This is a genomic window from Streptomyces fuscigenes, from assembly GCF_021556455.1.
GTDB lineage: Bacteria > Actinomycetota > Actinomycetes > Streptomycetales > Streptomycetaceae > Streptomyces > Streptomyces fuscigenes.
In genome coordinates this window covers 1-3,386 of sequence record NZ_JAKGCV010000531.1, presented here as the reverse complement: position 1 = coordinate 3,386, position 3,386 = coordinate 1, and the positions used below count along the sequence as shown (strand labels likewise).

The following is a 3,386-nucleotide window of genomic DNA, read 5'->3' as shown; positions in this document are numbered from 1 at the left end:
GGCTGGCCGCCGCCCCCGCCGCAGTATCCCGCCTACGGTTCGCCCGCCGGTCCCGGCGGGCAGGGCTTCGGCGGCGGCCCCGAGGGCCCCGGCGGCCCGGCCTGGGGCTCGCCCGAGCAGCAGCCGCCCGGCCGCGGCGGACGGATAAGGGGCGGGCTGATCGCCGCCGTCATCGTCGGCGCGCTCGTCGCCGGCGGCATCGGTGGAGGCATCGGCTACTGGGCCGCCTCCAGCGACGACAACGGCGGCATCGGCTCGACCACGGTCTCCGCCGCCGATCTGCCCAAGGGCAAGGCCGCGGCCGGATCGGTGGCCGCGGTGGCCGCCAACTCCCTGCCGAGCGTCGTCACCATCGACGCCACCAGCGGCAACGGCAGCGGCGACACCGGCACCGGCTTCGTCTTCGACAAGCAGGGCCACATCCTGACGAACAACCACGTCGTCGCGGACGCGGCGAGCGGCGGCAAGCTCTCCGCGACCTTCTCCAACGGCAAGAAGTACAAGGCCGAGGTCGTCGGCAGGGCCGAGGGCTACGACGTCGCCGTCATCAAGCTGACGAACGCGCCCTCCGGCCTCAAGCCCCTGCCGCTCGGCAACTCCGACAAGGCCCAGGTCGGCGACTCGACGATCGCGATCGGCGCGCCGTTCGGCCTGTCCAACACGGTGACCACCGGCATCATCAGCGCCGAGCACCGCCCCGTCGTCTCCGGCGACGAGAGCGGCAACAGCACCTCGTACATGAGCGCGCTCCAGACCGACGCGTCGATCAACCCCGGCAACTCGGGCGGCCCGCTGCTCGACGCGCGCGGCGCGGTCATCGGCATCAACTCGGCGATCCAGCCGGGCGGCGGCGGAGGCGGCGGCGGGCTCGGCGGCAGCAGCAGCCAGCCCGGCTCGGTCGGCCTCGGCTTCGCCATCCCGATCAACCAGGCGTCCACGGTGGCCCAGCAGCTCATCAAGACCGGCGAGCCCGTCTACCCGATCATCGGCGCCACGGTCACCATGGACGACAGCCAGCAGGGCGACCAGGGCGGCAACGGAGCGGTGATCGCCGCCCAGGGCGTCGACGGCAGCCAGGCGGTCACGCCGAACGGCCCCGCCGCCAAGGCCGGCCTGCGCTCGGGCGACGTCATCACGAAGTTCGGCAGCACCCCGATCGACAGCGGCCCGACGCTCATCAGCGAGATCTGGACGCACAAGCCGAACGACAAGGTCAGCCTGACCTACCAGCGCGACGGTTCGAACCACACGGTCGAGGTCACGCTCGGCGCGCGCAAGGGCGACAGCAAGAGCTGACGCGCCAGGACACAGCGGAGGGCGGGCGCCGGCACCGGCACCCGCCCTCCGTGCTGCCCCCGTCCCGTTCCGTCTCGGGTCCGTCCCGCCTCGCCCCGTCCGTCCGCCGGGCGGGGGTTGGGGGGCACCGCGGGCCCCAGCCGCGGCCCGGGGCCCGCGGCCCGCAGGCGGCCGCCGCAACGGGGGGAGGCCCGCCGCGGCGCCGGCCTCACCCGAAGGTGAACGAGTACGCGCTGAGCCCCGGCGACAGCTTCAGGTGGAGCGTGCCGTTGCTCGGGTCGTCCCCGTGGACGACGGCGTAGATGTTCGGCGCGCCCGACACCTTGTAGGTGCTGGTCCTCCCGTTGAGCGTGGCGGTCACCGTCCCGGTGCCGCCGACGTCCAGATACACGTCGTCCGCGGAGAACGCCAGGTCGATCGACGCGTCCTGCTTCGCCGTCAGCGCCTCCTTGCCCACGGACCAGGTGCCGTCGAGCGCGAACGCGTTCTGGGGCACGGGACCCGCGGGCGCGGTGAACCGGTGCACGCCGTCGGACAACTGCCCGCCCACGTACGCCTGCGCCCGCTCGGAGCCGAGATAGGTCTCGGGCGTCTGGACGTCGTCGGTCGGCGTGGTGTCGGCGACGTGCGTGGCGGGCGGCAGCTTCACGCCGGGGTGCGCGGCCGTGAGCAGCTGCCGGATCAGCGTCTCGCCGGTGTCGTACTCCCCCTCGCCGACGGCGACATGACGCACCTCGCCCTTGGCGTCGATGAGGTACTCGGCGGGCCAGGAGTTGTTGCCGAAGTTGTTCCAGGTCGCGAACTTGTTGTCGAGCGCGATCGGGTACGTCATGTGCAGCCGCCTGGCACCCGCCTCGACGTCGGCCGGCACGTGCTCGAAGGCGTACTCGGGGGAGTGGACGCCGACGACGACCAGCCCGTCCTTCTTGTAGTTCTCGTACCAGGCGTTGAGGTGCGGGATGGCGCGCTGGCAGTTGATGCAGGAGTACGCCCAGAAGTCGACGAGCACCACTTTCCCCTTGAGCGCGCTCTGCGGCAGCGGCTTGTCGCCGGGGGTGTTGAACCACTGCTGGATACCGGTGATCGCGGGCGCCTTCCCGCAGTCGACCGGGTCCGGGCTGGGCAGCTGCGCGCAGTGCTGGAGACCCGCGTTCTGCGCGGCGCCGATCGCCCCGACGGCGCCCGACTTGTCGAGCGCCTGGTTCAGCTTCGCCGTGTAGTCGGGCACCGCGCGCTGGAGCACGTCGGTGACGTTGAAGGTCAGCGCCACGGCGAGCCCGATCACCACGAGCCCCGCCGCGAAGCGCACGCCCCGCTGCCGCTCGCGGAACGCCCGCACGCGCTCGGCGACCCCGCGCCCCGCGAGTGCGAAGAACAGCAGCGGGGCCGCCGTTCCCACCGCGAACGCGAGGGTCAGCGCGACCGTCCCGACCCCGATGCGGTGCGTGGCCCCGGCGACGGTGATCGCGGCGAGGACGGGCCCCGCGCACGGCACGTACACCGCGCCCAGCGCGAGCCCCAGCACGAAGTCCCCGCGCTCCCCCCGCACGCGGCTCTTGCCCATCCGCGCGAACGGCCGCTCCAGCAGGTCCTGCACCTTCGGGAACATCATGGCGACGCCCAGCACCACCAGGACCACGAGCCCGGCCCAGCGGATGATGTCCTGCGGCACGGGCAGCGCACTCACGATCAGCGTGCCGACCAGGGTGAACACGCTGAAGCTCAACGCGAGCCCCGCGACGATGAGATAGGGGCGCCTGCGCACGCCGCCCGTCATGAAGACGACGGGCAGTACGGGCAGGACACACGGGGAGATCCCCGTGATGAACCCGCCGACAAGTCCGATCAGTACCAGTGTGAGCACGTACTCACGCTAGTTCCGCGAACTGTGCGAAGCGCCGCCCGAGCCCTCCCGGAGGCCCCGCTTCACCGAACCGTAAGAAGTCTTCGAGGCGCGGGCGCGCGGCGCGGAACGGGGCGGGGGAGGCGTGCGCGCGGGGCTCCTGTGGCCCGGGGCGTGCGTTGCGGGGTGCGGGGTGCGCGGTCCCGGGAGTGCGTCGCGGGCCGGGACGCCGCGGGGCGGCGGGTGC

General features: G+C 72.9%; 2 protein-coding genes. One reads left to right on the top strand and one right to left on the bottom strand.

Annotated elements, in window-relative coordinates; all coding sequences use genetic code 11:
• Positions 1 to 1,296: S1C family serine protease (locus L1885_RS25795; protein WP_235799573.1), on the top strand; the 1,296-nt coding region annotated here is incomplete at its 5' end.
• Between the two features lie 208 nt (positions 1,297 to 1,504).
• Here the strand turns inward: L1885_RS25795 and L1885_RS25790 are convergent.
• Positions 1,505 to 3,160: a cytochrome c biogenesis protein CcdA gene (locus tag L1885_RS25790; protein ID WP_235799572.1), complete on the bottom strand. Its 1,656-nt coding sequence runs from the start codon at positions 3,158 to 3,160 to the stop codon at positions 1,505 to 1,507.
• Positions 3,161 to 3,386 lie beyond the last annotated feature (226 nt).